The following is an 18,445-nucleotide window of genomic DNA, read 5'->3' on the forward strand; positions in this document are numbered from 1 at the left end:
AGAGTTCGGGTCGCGTCGGGCTCAGCGCGAGATCCAGGCGACGGCGGCGGCGACGTGGGTGACGGCCTGGTCGATCTCGTCCTCGGTGGTGAAGGCGCCCAGGCTGAAGCGGACGGAGGAGCGCAGGCAGTCGTCGGGGACGCCCATCGCGACGAGCGTCGGCGAGGGCTGCGTGGAGCCGCTGGCGCAGGCCGAGCCGAGCGAGACGGCCACGCCGGCCAGGTCGAGCTGCATCAGGAGCGCGTCGCCGTCGACGCCCAGGAAGCCCAGGTTGAACGTCTGGGGGAGCCGCCGCGAGGGGTCGGCGGGACCGTTGGGGATGATCCGGTCGGGTCCGATGGCGGCGCGGAGGCCGTCGACCAGCCGGCGGCCGAGGCGGCGCCAGGTGGCCGTCCGGGCCTGGTGCTCGCGCCGCCAGAGGTCCAGGGCGGTCGCGAATCCCACGGCGAGCGCGACGGGGATCGTCCCCGGCCGCCGCCCGCGCTGCTGCCCGCCGCCGTAGAGGCGGGGCGTGAGCCGCACGCCCCGGCGCACCAAGAGCACGCCCGAGCCGGCCGGGCCGTGGAACTTGTGGCCGCTGGCGGCCAGCGTGTCGACCCCCAGCGCGGCGAAGTCCACCGGGATCTTGCCGACGGCCTGCACGGCGTCGGTGTGGATCGGCACCCCCCGCGCGGCGGCCAGGTCGGCCAGCTTCGCCACCGGCTGGATCGTCCCGGTCTCGTTGTTGGCGAGCATCAACGTCGCCAGCCGGGTCCGCTCGTAGAACAGGCCCGCCATCCGATCGACGTCGACGGTCCCCTCGAAATCCACCGGCCCGACGTCGGCGACGAACCCACGGGCCTCCAGGTGGGCGACGAACTCGTTGACCGACGGGTGCTCGATCGGCGAGGTCGCGATCCGCCCCGGCTGCGACGACTCGTCGACCGCCAGGCCGTAGATCGCCAGGTTGTTCGACTCGGTCCCCCCCGACGTGAAGACGACCTCGTCGGGCCGCGACCCGAGGATCTCGGCGACGAGTTCCGTCGCCTCCTCGAACCCCCGCCGGGCGCGCCTCCCCGCCGAGTGGCGGCTCTCGACGTTGCCGGCGACCAGGAAGAACGGCCGCATCGCCTCCAGGACCCGGGGGTCGAGCGCCGTCGTCGCGTTGTTGTCCAGGTAGATCGTCGTGGCGTTCATGGAAGTGCCGAGGGAGACTTCAGGAGGCCGGGGGCGTCATATCGGATTCTACCCCAGGCACCGCAGGGTCAACAGCAGGCCGACCAGGAAGATCGGAATCCCGATCAGGTAGAACGGACCGGCGCCCAGGGCCATGCCCACGACCATCAGCGCGAAGCCGACGATCACCCCCGTCAGCCGCCCCAGCAGCGACATCACCCCGAAGACGAGGCGGAAGGGGAACGCGACGATCGACCAGGCCGTCCCGAACAGGAAGCCGATCGCCGCCGTCACGGACCCGGAAACGCCCCGCGCCGGGATCTCGGCGCGCCTCGCCCCCGACCACGCGCCGGCCGAATGCGACGGCCGGAACGTCCCGGGCCTCGGGCGCGATCGGTAGGACTGGGCTTGCTTCATGAGCGCGACTCGGTTAAATACGGCCCGTTTCCGGGCCAGGGTCGAACCGACGGCTCGGCGTCAATTCACACATGCACGGCGGTGGGCGAGAGAGGTCGGCGGGAACGCCGCCTCCACGCCCAGTATCGACGCGGGACGCCGAGAGCCATCAGGGATCGGCGTAATCTCTTCGCGTCGTTGCCTGAATTATTGCGGACGACTGGGATTTGACAAGGCGGCCCGCGCGGGCGTGAGGGTCGACGGGACGTCGGCCCGCGGGCGCGAGCGACGGGCGGGGCAGGGAGGCCGAGTCGTGCGTCAAGCGTTGCTGGTGATCGTGCTCGTGGGGGCGGCTTTCGGCGGCGGGGCGCTGGTGAGCGGCCCCGGTTTCCGCTGGGCCCAGGAGCACCTCCTGGACTACATGGGCTTGCAGGACGGCGGCGAGATCGACGCGCTGGACCTGGCCCCGACGGCCGACGCCGCGAAGCCCTCCCCCTCCGAGCCGCTCGTCGGGACCGCCGCCGTCGCCGCCGCCAAACCGGCCGAGCCGCCCCCGCCGACGCCGACCCCCGCGCCGGCCCCCGAACCCACACCCACCGAGCCGTTCGCCGAAACCCAGGCGTCCGGGACGCCCCCGCCCGCTTCCGCCCCCGCCCCCGATCCGGCGAAGCCCGAACCGCCGGCCTTGCTGGGGGCGTTGACGTCGATCCTCTCCCCCCAGTCCCCCGCCCCCGGGTCCGCGCCCGCCGGCTCGACCCGCCCCGCGCCCGAGAGTCCGACGCCCGCCCCGCTCGACGCCGGCGTCGCCCCGGCGGCCCTCGCGGCACCCGAGGCGGCCCAGATTCCGGCCCCCGCCCCGACCGCCGGGACGGGGGGCGACTGGGGCGAGGTCCGCCGCAAGCTGACGGCGGCCGGCGTGACCCGGTACACCATCGAGGGAGAGCCCGGCGGCCGGGTCGTCTTCGCCTGCCTCATCCCCGTCGCCGGCAAGCAGGCCGTCTCGCAACGATTCGAGGCCGAGGGGGCCGACGAGTTCCAGGCCGCCCAGGCGGTGTTGAAAAGAATCAACCTCTGGCGCGCGTCCCATCCGGCGTCGTCCGAATCCCCCTGATTTCCGGAAGGAGGGGAGGCGGACGGGCCGGAGATGGACCGCGCCCGTATAATCGAATCGGTGAAGAATCTGGTAAGATCGACGCCGCGGGAACGTCGGCGTCGTCCGATAAGAGAATGTCGCCGCTCGCGATGCGAGGGCGAGACGAAGTCGACCGAAGGTCGGAAAGGTCCGGGCCGTCCATGGCCGAGGGTGCATCGCCGCGTTTCCTGCTGATCGTGACGGGCAGTACACTCCGGGCCGAGGAGATGGACCGGCCGCTGGCGTACTACCTGAAGCAGCGCGTCGAGGAGGCGCTCGCCGAGTCCCCGGACGAGGACCTGGCCGACTTCGAGGTCCACGTCGTCGCCGATTTCCGCTGGCTCCATGACGACGCGCTCCAGTCCATGGCGACGATCTCGCTGGGGGGGCCGGGCGTCAACGAGCTGGCCCGTCGATGGTTGGAGGAGGTGCCCGTCGCCCTGGCGGTGAACGAGCGCTACTTCATCCAACTGGACCCCGAGCTGGCCGAAGCCCACGCCAGCGTCTGGGGCATGGACAACGCCACGACCCAGATCGCGGTCTCGGTGTTCCTGGACCGGTTCCTCCCACGGTTCCTGGAACGTTGTGCGACGATCCCCCCGACCCCCCTCGACCTCGACGACGACGAGGATTCGGAATCCGAAGACGACTGACGCTTCGGATCGGGCCGGCTCGGATCGACCTGACGGCTCGGCGACCCCCCCGGGGCCCGCCCTCTCCGCTTGCCACCTCTCGCGCCGCCTCCCCTCTCTCGCCGGCGCGCGCCTTGCGAATGGAATCGCTTTCGGCGCGACTTGATCGCCTTGGTCGCGAACCTCGTACGAATTCGACGGTCGGATTAAAGGGTTCCCTCAATGGAGACGCCCGGACGTCGCGGCGGCCTCGCGCCCGGAAGGCGCGGGCGGCCCGTCGCCGCTCCGGGCTCGGCGCGGGGGCTGTCGTAGAGCAGACGCGCGCCAAGGACGGCGGACGGTTCGTTCCAATCCCAGGGAAGGACGGGTGGATCATGCGGCGTTCGACGCGATCGCACGGCCGGGGCGGGCGAATTCGGGGCTTTCTCATCCTGGCGGCCGGGGGGCTGCTGGCGACGACCACGACCACGGCGACGGCCCAGGAGGCGGGCGGCGACGGCTCGTCTATCGGCCAGCCCAACCGGGTGACGCTGGTCCGGCGGTCGTGGCGACCGGACGGCGGGGCCTGGATCGTCGACTACCAGATCCGGAACGAGACGACGGCCGGGCTGGTGGTCGTCCCTTCGGATATCGAGGTGAAATCCGAGGGCTGGGTGGCGAACTCGCGGATCTCCGGCCACGCCGCCCCCCGGCGGGCGGTCGTGACGGTCAAGCCGGGCGAGAAGGCGACGGCCGACGGCGAGGTGATCGCCGCCGCCGACGACGCCGGGCGCTGCCGCGAGCGGCTGTCGCTGGCGGTCTGGAGCGACGACCTCGCCCCCGAGCCCTCGGCCCGCTCCGCCGACGCCGCCCTCGCGCCGATCAGCCTGGCGCCCGGCGCGACCGGACTGGTCCGGCTCCGATTCGCCCATCAACACGTCATCCACGGCGATTACGACCCGCTGTTGGGCGAGCGGACCGTGTCCGTCCGGGTCGGCCAGGAGACGTTCCGCGACGTCGTGCCGCTCGACCGCGAGCCCGGCCCCGCGCACCCGACGACCGCCTGGCCCGAGCCCCCCGACGACCGCCGCGATCCCGACCGATTCGTCACCGGCCCGGACAGCCTGCACCTTGAGGCGCACGTCCCGGGGCGGCAGTACTACCGCTTCACCGACCGGCCGGTGCGCCATGGGGCCCGGATGCGGCTGAGCTTCTGGTACCTGATCGCGCACGGGACCGTCGGCGAGTGCCGCGTCCGGATGGCGCAGTACAAGGATACGCCCACCTCGCGCCGCGCCATCCCGGAGGGGGGCTTCGAGCGCGAGCTGAAGGCCGTCGGTCGCTGGACCAGGGTCGAGACCCTCGTCCGCATGGAACCCGAGGCCAACATCGCGACCCTCGACTTCCGCATCTCCAGCGACGCCAACATCGGCGAGATGTGGATCGACGACGTGGCGCTGGAGCCCGTCGAGGCCCCGGCCCTGGCCCAGGGCCCCTGAACCGGCCGGGACCATGACCGCCCCTACTCGGGGATGCGGCAGAGGACGCAGCGGCGATCGGGGATCATCTAGGGCGTGATCAGCTCGACGCCCCTCCGATCGAGCCCGAGGCGGGCGAACAGCCAGGGGGCGTCGACCTGCCTCTGGTCGTAAGGGGACCGTCGCATGATCTCGCGCGCGATGTAGCGGCTCGCGGGCTTGCCCACCCGGATCAGCGGGTAATTGCCGCGGCCGAATTGCGGGTCCACGGCCGCCACGGCGTGGATGCAGTCGCTGATCAGCAGGTTGAACCGCGTGCTGATCGCGCGATACTCCACCTGGCCCGATGCGATGAGCGCCAGGACGTCGAGCGATCGCTGGTACACCTCGGGCGTGATCTGGAACGGCCCCCACGCCGTCACGTGCTCGCCGAACCCCTGCACGACGTCGAGCGTCCGGTCCAGGTCGAAGTTGGCCCCCGGTTCCGGGTGCGGAGCCAGGACCCGGATGTCCAGCGTCGCGGGCAGCCAGCTGATCGTGTGCTGATAGGCCTCGGCCGTGTTGGGGTCGGTCGACTCGCCCGCGACCCGGATGAAGGTCGCCCAGGTGTGCGTGTGCCGGAGCTGCTTCGGCCGCGTCTGCGAGCCGAAGATGATCGCGTAGAACCGATCCTCCCCGCGCGCCTCACCGCCCGCGAGGAGGCAAAATCCGGTCAGGGCCAGCAACCACCCGGAAACCCGACGCGCCATTCTCCGGCTCCTTCCCGAGCGGGCGAAACGAAATCGGCCGGTCCGTCGCGGCCCGCAAGTCGACCCAAGCATACACCACGATCCCGCCCGAGGCCGTCGCCGGTCGAGCCGGGCCGGACGGGCCGCGGGGAGGCGGCCGTTCTTCGAGAAATCGGCCCTCCGAGTCCGTTCCCGGCTGATTTCGACGGAGCATCCTCGTGAGAGAAGGTGCCGCGCAGCGGCGTGTGGGCGACGGGCACGGAGGCCGTCGCTTCTCCCCGTCGTCCGCGATGATGGCCCCCTCATCCGGTCCTTCGGACCACCTTCCCCCGCGAGGGGGGAAGGCCGTTATGGTCCGGAGAAGCAGACTTCCGGGACGGGCTCTCACTCGGCCGGTTGGAGCCTGACCAGTCCGAGGTCGATGTACTGTCCGCCCTGGGTCTGGCGGCAGTGGACGGCGACGACGTTCTTGCCGGGCTTGAGGGCCTTAAGGGCCTCGGGGCTGATCCGCATGGGGCGGTATTCGCTGGTGTAGCCGCCGAGGCGGGCGGCGGAGACGCCGTTGAAGAAGACCTCGGCGTCCTCGTCGTGGTGGATGTAGAGCCGCAGGTCGTCGCCGGCGTCGAGGGCCGTCTTGGGGACGTCGATCTCGCGGCGGAGCCAGATGGCCGGGCCGTCCCAGACGGTGTGGACCTCGGCTCCGGGCGTGCCGCGAGTGCCGAACCCGCCGTCGCCCTGCTTCCACGAGCGGTCGTCGTAGTCGGCCGCCGTCCAGTTGCCCGGCGGGGGCTGCGTCACGTACTTCCACGTCGCCGGGGCGTCTTGCGCGGTGGGGACCAGCACGACGATCTCGCGGCGCACGGGCATCGGAGCCCACTCGCCGCCGAGGGTCGCGGCGTCGGCTCGGGCCAGCTCCAGGCAGCTCTCCCAGTAAGGGAGGGCGTCGGTCAGGGCGCGGATCATGACCCCGCCGATGACCGGCCGGCCGCGGAACCCGGCCTCCTTGGCGCTGTCGGTCCAGTACCAGTCGGAGAACGGCACGCGGTCGGGGGTCGCGTTCAGGAACTTGTGCAGGGGGGCGATGAACTTCTCGAACGTCGCCTTGTCGGGCGCCAGCGAGGCCGTCCAGACGATCCAGTCGCTCTTGGTGAACGCCTTGCGGTTGTCCAGCGGCAGGCCGTATTCGTTGAACTGCTTGGGGTAGAACGCCAGCTCCTTGGCGGCGACCTCAGGGGGGAAGACGCCCAGGCCCAGGATCTTGTCCCAGATCAGGTTGTACTTCTGGCTCCAGCTGGGCTGGGGGTCGAACGTGAGTCGGTAGTGGTCGCCGGCGTCGGCCATCTCCATCCACTTGCGGGCCAGCTCCCTGGCCCTGTCGGTGTAGTGGCGGGCGACGTCCTCCTCGCCGCGCATGCCGGCCATGCGGCCGAAGGCGGCCATGCCGAGGATCGCCTTGACCGAGAGGTTCGCGTTGCGGGCCAGGTGGCCGGAGAAATCGTCGGTGCAGAGCTGGTTGGCCGGGTCGAAGCCCTCGCGCTCGCAGTACTCGGCCCATTTGGTGAGCGTGGGCCAGTACTTGCCGGCGAAGTCGGCGTTCTTCTCGACGTGGCAGATCGCCCCGACCATGAGCAGCATGTTGCCGCTCTCCTCGACGGGCATCTGGTTCTCCTCGGTGCGCTCGCCGCCGCCGTAGACCTGGCCGGTCGCGGCGGGGTACGTCCCCAGGTCGTGGGGCGCGAACGGCCAGTTCCAGCGCGGGGAGGAGGCGTAGTCGAGCACCGGGACGAGCGCGGCCTTGGCCAGGATCGGGCTGAACAGGATCAGGTGCGGGAACTGGGGGTAGATGACATCGACGGTGCCGATGCAGCCGTTGGAGGAGTTCTCCTTGGAGAACCAGAGGGGCATCCCGTCGGCGTCGGCCGCGAGCGTCGCCCCGGCGAGCGACTGGCGATGCGCCAGCGCGCCGATCTCGGCGTACTCCTTGCCGCCCAGTTCCTCCAGCACGGTCAGGAACCGCTTGTCGAAGCCGTCGCAATACTGGTCGTAGACCGCCTTGCGCAGGTGGTGCTTGAGCAGCAGCGCCGTGAAGGGGGGTTGCTTGCCCTTCTCCTGGGCCTTGGCCTTCCAGTAGCCGACGAGCCATTCGTCCATGTAGTCGATGGCGTAATCGTCGTCGTAGGCGATCAGGGCGAAGGTCGACGCGGGGGCGTCGGGCTGGACGGCGCCCAGGGCGGTGACCAGGGCGATCGCCGGCTCGCCGTCCTCCACCTTGCGGGGCCTCGTCTCGTCGTCCTTGGCGGGGAGCCCGCCGTCCTTCGCGAAGGCTTCGGCCAGGGTCGCCTCGGGCGCGGCGGCGAGGATGGTTCGGGGCTGGCCGGAGGCCAGGTAGAGCGAGCCCCAGTCGATCCGGACGCCGTCGCCCCGGCGCTGGAGGATCGGCTGCTCCTGGGTGCCGATCTTGACGGCCTTGAGCGCGCCCAACTCCTCGCGGCCCCAGACGACCGGCTGGTCGGGCGTGTTCACGGCCAGGCGGGCCGAGGCTCCCAGGAACACGGAGACCTCGTGCGGCTTGCCGTCGCGGGACTCGACCTTCCACGAGACGTACGTCACCGGGCTGGCCAGCATCTCCAGGTTGTACGGCACCGCGAGCCCGAGGAACGTCAGCTCGACGGCCACCTCGTCGGACTGGAACTTGTAGATCGAACGCGTCGGCCGGACCTCGACCGAGGTCTGCTCCAGCGCGGGGATCGCCCTGGGCTCGGCGCCCATGATGCGGTAGGTCTCGCCGTCGACGCGGACCAGGCCGGTCAGCGGTTGGGGGGTCCCGGTCCAGTGCCGGGTGACGTCGTCGGTCAGCTTGTCGGCGCCCGACCAGACGCTGAAATACGGGTCGTGGGCGATCAGCGGGACCGACGGCGGCCGGAAGGCCCTCGGCTCGTCCGCCCGCGCGGCGAGCGTGCAGGCGAGCGTCATCGCCAGCCCGGCGACGGCCCCGAGGGCTCGGGAGTGGTTCTTCATGTCGTCCTCGAAGGTGGAGAAAGCTCCGGGTGAATCCCCGATGATACAGCCATCGCCCCCCGGGCGGCAGGCGCGAGGCGCCCCCACGACCGAAACGGCGGGGCGACCTCCAGCCTCGGGCCAGCCTTCGCCAGGCCCCGGCCGCGGGGGGCCGGGCCTCATCTACCCGAACGACTTCCTCGGGCCCCTGTACTCGTCCAGCGCCGTGCGGATCACGTCCGTGAATCGGACGACCGGGACGGGAGGGTCGAGTTCCGGATTGCCGAACTCGAAGTTGTAGGTCAACGGGTCCTCATCGTCCTCATCGCACACGAAGAACCCGAACTGGCTGTCCAGGTAATGGTCGAAGAAATAGGCTCTCGGGGGGATCGTCGTGGGACGGCCGGCTTCCGAGATCTCGGACCTGGCGCGATCTTGAAGTCGGAGCAGGTCGCCGGTTTCGCGAAAGGTTATGGTCACGTCTTGAAACAGGTCGCCGGCCGATCGGCCCATCGTCGTCAGGAACGCGCGATAGGCCTCGGGGAGCCGGAGGCCGAGCGACCGCTCGAGGGACCGCACCTCCTCCTCGCGGAACGATCGGAAGCCGACGATCGGCGTCGCGGCCAGGCGCAGCGTCGCCTGCGTCCGGAAACCGCGGAACATCCTCTGGTAAAGCGCCCGGTCCCGATTGCTCATCGTGTCCCTCGCCTCCTTCGGTTTACGCGATCCGCGATCCGGGACCATCGTCATTTTGGGGGATGCCGCGCGCCGTTGGATTCTCGGCGCCGCGCCGGACCTGTCGTCCCGGGACGCCTCGCCTCCACACGGACGACCGAAGACCAGCGAAGGCGCGCCGAACGAACCCGATTCTTGACGCGAAAAGCATTCGTTAAATCAATATGGACAAACAGGAAAGGGCGATCGGTTTCGTTTTCGGGTCCTGCGAACGAACCCAAATCCTGGCGGCGTCAGCCCTCGCAAGGAGCCGACGCGGCTGAAGGGCGCAAGAATGGCGAAAGCGCCCCGAACGAACCCAATTTCCAGGGGCGAAAAGGCGTGCCAAGCAACTTGGTATTAAGAGTTTGCGTCGATTGGGTTCGTCTGCGGGTTCGACGAACGGACCCAATCTCGGGCCTGGAGTCCGTCGAGGGCCAAGGGGGCGGCCCGCCCGGCCTGCGGGCTTTCCACGGGGCGGACGTGCGCCTAAGCTGGAATGGGGAAGCTTCTCGTCATCTCCTCGTCTCGATCAAGCCTCGCAAGGTCGGACCATGATCCACAAGTTCATCGCCATCGCCGCGACGCTCGGGCTGGTCGGCGTCGCCGCCGCCGTCGGGTTGCAGGGCCGGGTCCAGGCCCAGGACAAGACGGGCGGTCCGGTCAAGGACCCGCAGATCGGCCGGGCCTTCCGCGTCCCGTATCGGCTCACGGACACGAACCACTTCCTCGTCCGGGTGCGGATCAACGGCAAGGGGCCGTTCAACTTCCTGGTCGATTCCGGGGCCCCGGCGCTGTACGTGGCGACCGAGACCGCCGCCAAGATCGGCCTTGCGCCCCCCGAGAAGGGGTTCTGGACGCCCGTCGACAGCCTGGAGATCGAAGGGGGCGCTCGGCTGGAGAAGGTCAAGGCCCGCGTCGAGGACCCGTTCCAGCTCGTCGGCATGAACGCCCTGGGGCTGCCCGGCGCGTCGATCGACGGCATCCTCGGGTTCACGATCCTGGCCCGGTTCAAGCTGGAGATCGACCTGACCCGCGACCGCATGACCTGGACCCGGCTCGACTTCGTCCCCCGCGATCCCCCCGTGCCGACCGACGAGGACCGCAGGAATCCGCCCGTCGAGATGCAGCTCATGAACGCGCTCGGGCCGGTCGCCAAGGGCCTCGCGTTCCTGATCGGCAAGCAGCCCGAGGAGCAGCTCGCGCCGAGGGGCTTCCTGGGCCTGGAATGGGCCGAGTCCGCCGACGCCGGGGCGAAGGCCGTGCGAGTCGTCCGCGTGCTCCCCGACTCGCCCGCCGCCCGCGCCGGGGTCGAGGCCGGGGACGCGCTGGTCCGCATCGACGGCAAGCCCGTCGAGGACCTCGGGTCGGCCCGCGAGAGCCTGTCCGGGCTCCGCCAGGGCCAGGCCGTGGAACTGGTCGTCAAACGCGGAGGCGAGGAGAAGACCCTCAAGGCCACCGCCGGGGAAGGGCTGTAACGAAGAGCAGGAAAGCAGGCCGTCGGCGTCTCTCCTTCCCCCCTGGTAGGGGAAGGGGAAAAGCACCGATCGACAAGTCAGGTGTTCGAATCATGCATCACGACGAACAGCCCTCGAATCGCCGATTGTTCCGCCCGCTGCTGGTCCTGACGGCGACGACCCTCGCGGGGGCCTCGCTGTGGCTGGGGCCCGCGCCGGCGGAGGAGCCGGGGGCGGATGCGAAAGAGGCGGCCACGGCGAGGGCGCGGTTCACGATGCTGCCGTCGAACCACATGGTCTTGCGGGCGATGCTCAACGGCAAGGGGCCGTATCGCCTGATCTTCGACCTGGGCGCGCCGATCACCCTGCTGAGCAACAAGGCGGCCGAGACCTCGGGGACCGTCGACGCGAACGCCCCCAAGTCGTTCCTGTTCTCGATGCGGGGGGAGGCCGTGGTCGCCAAGCTCCAGGTGGGGGGCCTGACGGCCGAGAAGCTGCCGGTCGTCGTCTTCGACCACCCCGCGCTCGGCGTGCTCAGCGACGTGCTGGGCGAGCCGATCGACGGCATCATCGGCTTCACGTTCTTCGCCCGATACCGCACGACGATCGACTACCAGAAGGACGAGATGACCTTCACGCCGGTCGATTTCGAGATCCGCGACTTGATGAAGGACCTCCCCGACCGCATCGCCGGCCCCAAGATCGCGCGCAAGCGGGTGCTCGCGCCGGGGGGGCTCTGGGGGCTCCGGCTGGGCGCGGCCGAGGCCGACGGGAACGGGGTGCGGATCGCGTCGGTCGTCCCGGACTCCCCCGCGGCGCTCGCGGGGCTGGCGGCCGGCGACGTGCTGACGGCCGTCGACGACCGCTGGACCGCCACCGTCCACGACGTCTACGCCGCCGCCGCCTCGGTCGAGCCCGGCCGCGAGGCCCCCGTCGCCGTCCGCCGCGACGGCCAGGAACACGTCCTCACCGTCCGCCCCGCCGACGGGGCCTGATCCGACCGGAGAACCCCGCCATGACTTCGCGAATCCCGACGCTCGCCCTGACGCTGCCGACGGCCCTCCTGCTGGCGATCGCCGGCTGCGAGGAGCCCCGCCACGCGGGGGGGGCAAGAAGAACGCCGTCGCCCACTCCCCCTCGTCGTCGGTCGAGAAGAAGGAGCCCGAGTTCATCGTCGGCAGGCGGACCCAGGACATCAAACGCATCGAGCCCGAGGTCGCCGCCGGCGCCGACGTGATCGAGAAGCCCAAGATCACCGCCAAGGACCCGATCACCCTGCAAGGCAACGCCTACGTCACCATGATCGGCCAGACCTCGATCCTCCAGATCCAGCACGCGATGAACCTCTACCAGGCCGCCAACGACCGCTTCCCCAAGAACTACGACGAGTTCATGGCCGAGATCATCCGGGCCAACAACATCGCCCTCCCCAAGCTCCCCCACTACCAGGAATACGGCTACGACGAGCAGCAGCACAAGCTCGTGATCCTGGAGTACCCCGACCGCAAGAACAACCCCTGACGGACGGCGAAGGTCCTGGGAGGAGATTCCCCGGATTCCCGACAAGCGGGGCTTGCGAAAAAGCCCCGCCATTGTTCTCAACACCGCAGGTCTCGCCGACCGAAAAAGAGAACGCAAGGATGCGCAGGCCGACGGATCGGCAGACTCGGGCCTGGATCGCCCGCCCCGCCGGACCCTCACGTCCCCCATCCCGCACGCGCCGTTCGGAGCGGTCGACGACCTGTGGATAAGTCGCGGATCGTCCGCGCGCCGAACGGGAGCGAATCCACAGCGGGCTCTCGGCCGGGCCGCGGTCGTGCACCGTCGTCGACGTCGGCGCGCGGGTCGTCCACAAGGTCGTCGACGGGGATGTGAACAGGGGCGGGATGCCGTTGTGCTCGAGTAAGTCTTTTGATATCCTGGGTTTCGTCGGACGCTCTCGAAGTTATCCACAGGCCGGCCGCCGTCCTATGATTATTACGGCGGTGAAGCTTTCTCTCTCAGGAAATACGGGGAGACGCCAGGGGTGGGCCCTCGACCGATCGGGCCCCGTTCCCTCGACGAGAGCCGCCGTCCGTCAGGGCGGGCCTGAGGCAAGGCCCGCCGCGACGAGGTCGGGAACTCCCCGGACCTCCCTCCGCGTCCTCTCCCGCCCGTCGGCGAATCCCGAAACGAGGGGGATGCGCCGAGGCCCTGGTCGTGGTATGATGGAGCGGCGAGGATCTTCTTCGTAAGCGAGCGGACGCGGGCGGTTCGTGCGTCCCCCCCATTCCTGCCCACCGTCGATCGACCCGCGGCCCGACCGTCCCGGCCCCCTCCGGCTCGGCGATTTCGGACCGCCCTTCATCCCTCTCGGCCGGTCGGGGGCGGATCGAGGCCGAGCCAGGCAACGTCCCAGAACGTCCCAGAACGAGGCACGCGCATGAGGGCATTGTGCAATCGCGAAGGACTGCTCACCGCGTTCAACATGGTCAGCGGCGTCGTGCCCACGCGGAGTCCCAAGCCGATCCTGCAGAACGTCAAGCTGACGGTCGACGATGAGGAAGGCTCGGTCCTGATGGGGACCGACCTGGAAGTCGGCATCCGCCACCGGGTGCTGGGCGTGAAGGTGGAGGAGGCGGGTTCGGCGATCCTGCCGACGGCCAAGATCGGCCCCATCCTGCGGACCAGCGGCGACTCGGAACTGCTCCTGGAAACCGGCGACGAGCACCTGCACGTCAAGGGGGCCCGGTCGAGCTTCAAGCTGCCGCTGGAAGACCCGAGCCTCTATCCCGAGGTTCCCGACTTCGCCGCCGATCGGTATCATGTGGTGCTGGCGGGGGACCTCAAGAAGCTGATCCGGCGGACCGTGTTCGCGACCGACCTGGAGAGCGCCCGGTACGCCCTGGGTGGGGTCCTCGTCGAGCTGAAGCCCGACGGCATCGCGATGATCGGGACCGACGGCCGACGGCTGGCGAAGATGTCCGCCGGGGCCCAGGTCGAGAACGACCCGCCCGCGCCCTCGGGGACGCCGGTGATCCCGGTCAAGGCCCTCAAGCTGATCGAGCGGAACCTCGTCGACGACGACCTGCTCGTCCACCTGACCATCCAGTCGGGGGCGGCGGTGCTGGTCCGGACCGAGGGGGCGGTGATCTACAGTCGGCTGGTGGAAGGCCGCTTCCCGCGCTATCAAGACGTCTTCCCGACGAGCGTCGAGACCCGGGTGCCGATGACCGTGGGCCCGCTCCGGCACGCCGTCGAGCAGGCCTCGATCGTCACCAGCGACGAGAGCCGGGGGGTCGACTTCCAGTTCGGCCCCGGGGCGCTGAAGCTGTCGAGCCAGGCCGCCGACGTCGGCAGCGCGCAGGTGGACCTGCCGCTGGAGTACCAGGGGAAGGCGGTCGAGATCACCTTCGACCCCCGCTACCTGCTGGACGCGCTGAAGACCCTGGACGACGACGGCGAGATCACCGCCGAGCTGATCGACGCCAAGAACGCCGCCGTGTTCAAGACCCCGGACGATTACACCTACGTCGTGATGCCCCTGACCCGCGAACGCTGAGCGAGCGCCGCGAGCCGGGCCCTCGGAGAGCCCGGTCCCCCGACCCAGGACGCCAGACCCGCATGCCCAACCCCGACCGTCGCGGTCCCCGGCCCCTGTCCGACGTGCTCGGCGAACTGTTCGCCGCGCGCGGGTACGGCCGGCTCCACGCGATGGTCGAGCTGCAGACCGCCTGGGACGCCGCGCTGGGCGAGGCGTACCAGGGCCGGACGCTCCTGGGCGACGTCCGACGCGGAACCCTGAACGTCACCGTCGACCACCCGGCCCTGCTGGAAGAGCTGTCCGCCTACCGCAAGGGGGAGCTGCTCCAGGCCATCCACGACGCCTGCCCCGGCTCGCAGATCCGGGGCCTGCGGTTCCGGATCGGGCCGGTGAAGCCGTGACGTGAGATCCGGATCGGGACGCCCCCCGCCCCCCGCCCTTCCGAGGCGGGAGCCGGACCGCCGACGACGACGACGGCCCGCGACGCGAGACGAATCGACTCCGCATGGACGCGCGGGAAGGACCACCGAGGGACAGGACGAATCGAGGAACCGCCGCGATGGACTTGAGCAAGAACGACGGCATCGACGCGAACGGGATTGTCGAGGACGGCGGCGTGGCCGTGGGGGGCGAAGCCGCCTACACCGGCGCCAACATCCGGATCCTGGAAGGGATCGAGGCGGTCCGCAAGCGCCCCGGCATGTACATCGGCGACACCACGGCGCGGGGGCTCCACCACCTGGTCTACGAGGTGGTGGACAACTCGATCGACGAGGCGATGGCCGGGTACTGCAAGAACATCCAGGTCACGATCCATCCCGACGGCTCGGCCTCGGTCGTCGACGACGGCCGCGGCATCCCCGTCGAGGCCCACGGCGACTCGGGCAAGAGCACCCTGGAGATCGTGCTCACCAAGGTCCACGCCGGCGGCAAGTTCGACCACGACACCTACAAGGTCTCCGGCGGCCTCCACGGCGTCGGCGTCACGGTGGTCAACGCCCTCTCGGAGTGGCTGGAGGCCGAGGTCCGCCGCGACGGCCAGGTCTGGCACCAGAACTACGAGCAGGGGGCGTCGCTCGGGCCGGTGAAGGCCAAGGGGACGACCAAGACCACCGGGACCACGATCCGGTTCCTCCCCGACGCCTCGATCTTCGCCTCGATCGAGTTCTCGTACGACGTGCTGGAGAAGCGGCTCCGCGAGCTGTCGTTCCTGAACCGGGGGGTGCGGATCCGCCTGACCGACGAGCGCGGCGAGGAGCCCCGCAGCGACGAGTTCTTCTCGTCCGAGGGCCTCAGCGAGTTCGTCGCCTACCTCAACCGGGCCCAGACGCCGTTCCACCAGCCGGTCCTCTTCACCGGCCGCGACGACGAACGGGCCGTCGAGGTCGACGTCGCCATGCAGTACAACGACTCGATCAGCGAGATGGTCGTCTCGTACTGCAACAACATCAACACGATCGAGGGGGGCACCCACCTCACCGGCTTCCGCGCCGCGCTCACGCGGACGCTCAACCAGTACGCCAAGACGGCGGCCCCGGCCAGCAAGAAAGACCTGAACATCACCGGCGAGGACTTCAAGGAAGGCCTCACCGCGATCGTCAGCGTCCGCGTCCCCGACCCCCAGTTCGAGGGCCAGACCAAGACCAAGCTGGGCAACGGCGAGGTCGAGGGGATCGTCACCCGGGTGGTCAACGAGAAGCTGGCCGAGTACCTGGAGAACAACCCGGCGACCGCCAAGAAGATCGTCGCCAAGGCCCAGCTCGCCGCCGAGGCGCGGGAGGCCGCGCGGAAGGCCCGCGAGCTGGTGCGGAACCGCAAGGGGGTCCTCTCCGGCGGCGGCCTCCCCGGCAAGCTGATGGACTGCACCAGCCACGACCAGGGGGCCAGCGAGCTGTTCCTCGTCGAGGGCGACTCCGCCGGCGGCACCGCCGAAGGGGGCCGCGATCGGTACTACCAGGCCATCCTGCCGCTCCGGGGCAAGATTCTCAACGTCGAGCGCGCCCGGCTGGACCGCGTGCTGGGCAACGAGGAGGTCCGCAACATCATCACCGCGGTCGGCAACGGCATCGGCGAGGAGGAGGACCCGAGCAAGCGGCGGTACGGCAAGGTCGTCATGATGAGCGACGCCGACGTCGACGGCTCGCACATCCGCACGCTCCTGATGACGTTCTTCTACCGCCAGATGCCCCAGCTCGTCGCCCAGGGGCACCTGTACGTCGCCCAGCCGCCGCTGTACATGCTGGCCGGCGGCAAGAAGGATCGCCGCTACGTCCAGACCGAGGAGCAGATGCAGGGCATCCTGATGGCCGCCGGCCTGGCCGACGCCGTCCTGGTCCCGGCCGACGCGCCGATCTCGGCCGACGACGACGGCCCCGCCTCCCGCCCCGGCGCGATCGAGGGCGAGCGGCTCAGGCACCTGGTCGAGCTGGGAGGGGCGATCGAGCACGGCCTGCGGGCCTTCGGCCGCCGCAACCGCTCGCTCCGCGAGTTCCTCAAGTTCGCCCACCCGGCCGGCGACGCCAAGGCCGACCACCGCGCCGGGCTCCTGCCGCTCTACCTCGTCGAGGACGAGCACGGCCGCGAGACCCCCTACTGGACCCAGGAAGACTTCGACGCCGCCCACCCGGCCAGGGCCGAGGCCGAATCCGGCCCGGACGCCGAATCCGGCCCCGAGGGCGAGGCCCCGCCGCCGACCCACCGGGTCCACGAGTTCCTGGAGGTCAAGACGCTCAACAAGCAGCTGGCGCGGCTCCGCGACGAGTACGGAGTCCGGGCCGACTCGCTGCTGGCCCGCGAGGTGACCGGTGACGACCCGCCGCCGCGGTTCATCCTCCATCGCGACGGCGAGGAGCACCCGCTCCTGGACCTCCGCTCGCTGGCGCCGACGATCCGCAAGCTGGGCGAGAAGGGGATCAAGATCACCCGCTTCAAGGGCCTCGGCGAGATGGACGCGGACCAGCTCTGGGAGACCACGATGGATCCCTCGCGGCGGACCCTGATGCAGGTCCGGCTCGAGGACGTGGCCGCCGCCAACGACCTGTTCACGACCCTGATGGGCGACGACGTCGAACCCCGTCGCGCCTTCATCGAGAAGCACGCGCTGGAGGTCAAGAATCTGGACGTCTGACCCGACGCCGACGGCCCCGCCGGGCCGGGTCGGGCCGCGATTGCGAGAGTGCACAGCGAAGAGGATGGGACGGGACGGGGTGAGGACGAGCAGACCCGCCGCGGGGGCGCGACCCCCGAGACCGGGCCGGCCCTCCGGTCGATGCGTTCAGGGTGGGAATCGATGATGGGGATAGCCCAGAAAGTCGCGCGAAACTTCAGCGACGCCGTCCGCGCGAGAGGCCAGTCGTATTTCACGAAGGGCCGCGTCAGCCTGATGTCGGCGAAGCCCAACGAGGTGGTGGCCCGGGTGCGCGGGACCACCAAGTACCGGGTCCGCGCCCGGCTCCGGGGCGCGCGGCTGCTGGCCACCTGCTCGTGCCCGTATTTCGGGCCCCAGGGCGAGCCGTGCAAGCACCTCTGGGCGACCCTGATGCTGGCCGACTCGCGAGGCTTCCTCCAGTCGCCGCCGAACATGGCGGTGCGGCTGGTGGCCGAGCCCCCCGTCGCCCCGCCGCGTCCGCCCCCGGCGCGGGGGGGCCGCCGAGGCCCCGAGCCGACCCTCCCCGTCCCCGATCGGCGAGGGGGTCGACAGCCTGGGCGCGGAGATCCTGAACGCCGACTACGGCCGCGACGTCATCATCGGCGCCCCCCGGACCCCCGGCCCGCAGGTCCCGAACCGGCCGGCCCGGGGCCGCGACCGCACCAGCGCCAAGGACCGCCGCGCCGCCGCCCGGGGCCGCGACCGCAACGGCGACCGCCCCTCCCCCGCCCCGGGGACGCCCCTCGCCGGCCCCACCGGCGCCTGGACCCCCGCCACCGCCCGCGAGGCCCGCGCGGCCCGGAACAAGGCCCGCCGCGAGGCCGACGCCGCCGGCCGCGCCGGGGCCGCCGCCGGCGCCGGCGCCAAGGCCGCCAACCGCAACGCCAAGCGGCTGCTGGTCTACATCCTCGACGTCGCGGCCACCCAGGCGCAGAATCAGGTCGTCATCGACCTCGCCCGCCGCCAGCGCAAGCCGACCGGGGAATGGGGCCCGCTTCGTCCCTGGTGGTACGCCCCCAAGGCCGCCCACGTCAAGTACGACCCCGAGGACCGCCTCCTCCTGGCCCTGCTCGACGAGGCCCACCACGGCTCCCCCGTCCTCACCG

At 70.6% G+C, this 18,445-nt stretch carries 14 protein-coding genes and 1 pseudogene; 10 read left to right on the top strand and 5 right to left on the bottom strand.

Annotated features, from left to right (window positions below):
- Window positions 1-21: 21 nt before the first annotated feature.
- Both VT85_RS25110 and VT85_RS28825 read right to left on the bottom strand, forming a co-directional pair.
- On the bottom strand, window positions 22-1,176 hold the full coding sequence (locus VT85_RS25110) for a cysteine desulfurase family protein (protein ID WP_068421034.1): 1,155 nt from the start codon (window positions 1,174-1,176) through the stop codon (window positions 22-24).
- Window positions 1,177-1,224: 48 nt separating this feature from the next.
- Window positions 1,225-1,572 (bottom strand): hypothetical protein, encoded by a 348-nt coding sequence (locus VT85_RS28825; protein ID WP_197491002.1) that lies wholly within the window; start codon window positions 1,570-1,572, stop codon window positions 1,225-1,227.
- 292 nt (window positions 1,573-1,864) lie between these two features.
- On the opposite strand from VT85_RS28825, the gene VT85_RS25120 reads away from it, so the two are divergent.
- The 3 genes from VT85_RS25120 (at window position 1,865) to VT85_RS25130 (ending at window position 4,793) form a co-directional block, all read left to right on the top strand.
- Window positions 1,865-2,662, top strand: coding sequence for a hypothetical protein (locus tag VT85_RS25120; RefSeq protein WP_156513101.1), 798 nt, complete (start codon window positions 1,865-1,867; stop codon window positions 2,660-2,662).
- Window positions 2,663-2,844: 182 nt separating this feature from the next.
- Window positions 2,845-3,336: a hypothetical protein gene (locus VT85_RS25125; protein WP_068421036.1), complete on the top strand. Its 492-nt coding sequence runs from the start codon at window positions 2,845-2,847 to the stop codon at window positions 3,334-3,336.
- 353 nt (window positions 3,337-3,689) lie between these two features.
- The gene (locus VT85_RS25130; protein ID WP_068421037.1) at window positions 3,690-4,793 is read left to right on the top strand and encodes a hypothetical protein; all 1,104 of its coding nucleotides are present in this window, start codon (window positions 3,690-3,692) and stop codon (window positions 4,791-4,793) included.
- Between the two features lie 68 nt (window positions 4,794-4,861).
- Here VT85_RS25130 and VT85_RS25135 read toward each other — a convergent pair whose 3' ends face one another.
- The 3 genes from VT85_RS25135 to VT85_RS25145 form a co-directional block, all read right to left on the bottom strand.
- A complete protein-coding gene (locus VT85_RS25135; RefSeq protein ID WP_156513102.1) occupies window positions 4,862-5,521 on the bottom strand; it encodes a hypothetical protein in 660 nt (219 codons plus the stop codon).
- 363 nt (window positions 5,522-5,884) lie between these two features.
- Window positions 5,885-8,518, bottom strand: coding sequence for a glutaminase family protein (locus tag VT85_RS25140; protein WP_068421043.1), 2,634 nt, complete (start codon window positions 8,516-8,518; stop codon window positions 5,885-5,887).
- 162 nt (window positions 8,519-8,680) lie between these two features.
- On the bottom strand, window positions 8,681-9,193 hold the full coding sequence (locus VT85_RS25145; RefSeq protein WP_156513103.1) for an SMI1/KNR4 family protein: 513 nt from the start codon (window positions 9,191-9,193) through the stop codon (window positions 8,681-8,683).
- 572 nt (window positions 9,194-9,765) lie between these two features.
- Between VT85_RS25145 and VT85_RS25150 the strand changes: the two genes are divergently transcribed.
- The 7 genes and pseudogenes from VT85_RS25150 to VT85_RS30155 form a co-directional block, all read left to right on the top strand.
- On the top strand, window positions 9,766-10,689 hold the full coding sequence (locus VT85_RS25150) for a PDZ domain-containing protein (RefSeq protein ID WP_068421047.1): 924 nt from the start codon (window positions 9,766-9,768) through the stop codon (window positions 10,687-10,689).
- Between the two features lie 92 nt (window positions 10,690-10,781).
- Window positions 10,782-11,663 (top strand): PDZ domain-containing protein, encoded by an 882-nt coding sequence (locus VT85_RS25155; RefSeq protein WP_068421048.1) that lies wholly within the window; start codon window positions 10,782-10,784, stop codon window positions 11,661-11,663.
- Between the two features lie 238 nt (window positions 11,664-11,901).
- Window positions 11,902-12,189 carry a hypothetical protein gene (locus tag VT85_RS28050; RefSeq protein ID WP_156513104.1) on the top strand — a complete coding sequence of 96 codons (288 nt, stop codon included), beginning with the start codon at window positions 11,902-11,904 and terminating at the stop codon, window positions 12,187-12,189.
- A gap of 901 nt (window positions 12,190-13,090) precedes the next feature.
- Window positions 13,091-14,209 (top strand): DNA polymerase III subunit beta, encoded by a 1,119-nt coding sequence (gene dnaN / locus VT85_RS25165; RefSeq protein WP_068421051.1) that lies wholly within the window; start codon window positions 13,091-13,093, stop codon window positions 14,207-14,209.
- Window positions 14,210-14,271: 62 nt separating this feature from the next.
- Complete coding sequence (locus VT85_RS25170) at window positions 14,272-14,592, top strand: DUF721 domain-containing protein (protein ID WP_068421054.1); 321 nt, start codon at window positions 14,272-14,274, stop codon at window positions 14,590-14,592.
- A gap of 158 nt (window positions 14,593-14,750) precedes the next feature.
- The gene (gene gyrB, locus VT85_RS25175) at window positions 14,751-17,318 is read left to right on the top strand and encodes a DNA topoisomerase (ATP-hydrolyzing) subunit B (protein ID WP_068421056.1); all 2,568 of its coding nucleotides are present in this window, start codon (window positions 14,751-14,753) and stop codon (window positions 17,316-17,318) included.
- Window positions 17,319-17,573: 255 nt separating this feature from the next.
- Window positions 17,574-17,723 (top strand): annotated as a pseudogene (locus VT85_RS30155) (SWIM zinc finger domain-containing protein); the annotation flags it as partial.
- Window positions 17,724-18,445: the final 722 nt, after the last annotated feature.

Source organism: Planctomyces sp. SH-PL62 (assembly GCF_001610895.1).
In the GTDB taxonomy this organism is placed as follows: Bacteria; Planctomycetota; Planctomycetia; order Isosphaerales; family Isosphaeraceae; genus Paludisphaera.